Raw genomic sequence first — 1,920 nt, 5'->3', positions numbered from 1 at the left:
ATGCCAACGCTGTTGAAACGTTATACTGCACTGTTTGCCGCCAGCTGGTTCCCCGGTTACCAGGGCCAACTGCGCGGATTCTCGTTGCAGCGGCTGCTGGTGATGCTGCTGTTCTGGCCATTATTCCTGCTGGTACAGGGAATCAATGGCATCGGCCTGGGGCTGGATTATCTGCTGTTCCCGGCGTTCCGGCGCGTGGCGGTGCGTCAGCCGTTGTTTGTGACCGGAGTGCCGCGAAGCGGCACGACCTTTCTGCATCGCCTGCTGGCCATGGATACGCGTTTCACCACCACGGCGCTGTGGGAGCTGCTGTTTGCGCCCTCGATTACCCAGCGCTATTTCTGGACCGGTGTCGCTCGCCTGGATACGTTGATAGGCCGCCCAGGTGGGCGGCTTCTGTTTTGGGCGGAAAGGCGTTTGTTGGGTGGGCTGGACGGCGTGCACAAGACCGGGCTGCTGGATCCGGAAGAGGATTATCTTGGGTTGATCCCGGTGTGGGGCTGCTTTTTGCTAGTGCTTGTGGTGCCTGTTCCTGCCCTGTGGCAACTGACATTTCTGGACCGCGATGGCCGCCCGGAAGAAAAACAACGACTGATGCGCGCTTACCGCCGTTTTATTCAGCGCCACCTTTATTTTCACGGCCCGGAAAAAATCCTGCTATCGAAGAACCCGTCGTTTACCCCGTGGATGGAAACCTTGGCCGACGCTTTCCCGGATGCCCGTTTTATTGGCTGCCTGCGTAGCCCCACCGCGGCGGTGCCATCGCAAGTAAATTCCATTCTTATAGGCGCGCGCCTGTTCGATGGTCGCGACACCACCGCCTACTGGCGCGAAGGGTTTCTGGCGATGCTGGAATACTACTATCGCCATCTGCTGGAGGTGGTAAATCAGCTGCCGGAACAGCGCCAGGCGCTGTCGGTGATGGAGACCCTGGCATCGGCTCCTGGCGAGACCGTACTGGGTTTTTACCAGCGGTTTGGCTGGCAGCCCGACGCGCAATTTTGTCAGCGGCTGCAGGAACAGGACCGCAAGGCCAGGCAGTACCGCAGCGCCCATCAGTATTCTCTGGATGCCCTGGGTGTCAGTGGTGAGGCGTTGCTGCACAGGTTTGGCTGGGTGTATGAGCGCTTCGGATACCCGCTCCCCAGCACTGATGAAAAACCGCTGTAGGAGCGCCGCTTGAGGCGCGAACCAAAATAGTTTCGATTTTCGAAACTCGCTTCTCGTGGCTCGCAGCTGATGAGGCAAGCAGATTCGCGCCTCAAGCGGCGCTCCTACGGCGAGTTCGGGGTTCGTTACATCTTGTCGCAATTACACCGTCATGGCGTGACGCTCCTGTCACATTAACGACATGAGCGGCCGGGATACTGCCGGCCATGGATACCAAAGAGCTACGCATACTGTTTGTGGTGGATGCGATCAAAGGGCGGAATGGCGTCGGCGCCTACTTCCAGGACCTGGTCTCGCATCTGAAAGATCAGGTGGCGCAAGTGGAACTGGTGCAGCCCTGCATGGAGGAACCGCATCCTTGCCAGGGCGCTTCCATACCGATCCCCGGCGACCCCACCCAGCGACTCTTTTTTCCCAAAGTGCGTGAATTGAGCGCCCTGGTCTGGGAAATGAAACCGGATGTGATCGTGATTCCGGGGCCCGGTATTTTCTCCATGATCGGCTACTGGATCGCCAAGAAATGGGGGATTCCGGTGTGCGTTACCTTCCAGACAGATTACAACCGCCTGGTGGAGTTGTATTGGGGAAAACGGCTGGCGCGATTGGCTGGCGGTTTTCTCAACTGGGTGAACCGCACCCTGTTTCAGGGCAGCGAAACCGCCGCTACCATCTGCGAATCGATGATCGCCCAGGCCCGGGCCGCGGGGGCGCGCAATCCACAGCTGGTGGGCACACCGCTGGCCCGCGAAT

General features: G+C 59.2%; 2 protein-coding genes. Both read left to right on the top strand.

Annotated features, from left to right (window positions below):
• Positions 1-1,170, top strand: a 1,170-nt coding sequence (locus A3730_RS28555; RefSeq protein WP_063539378.1) for a sulfotransferase, incomplete at its 5' end; no start/stop codon positions are given.
• 206 nt (positions 1,171-1,376) lie between these two features.
• The coding region (locus A3730_RS28550) for a glycosyltransferase (protein ID WP_156501432.1) at positions 1,377-1,920 on the top strand (544 nt) is incomplete at its 3' end.

The organism is Alcanivorax sp. HI0044, from assembly GCF_001634945.1.
The sequence above is the reverse complement of the archived record's forward strand: the minus strand, read 5'-3'. Positions and strand labels throughout refer to the sequence as shown.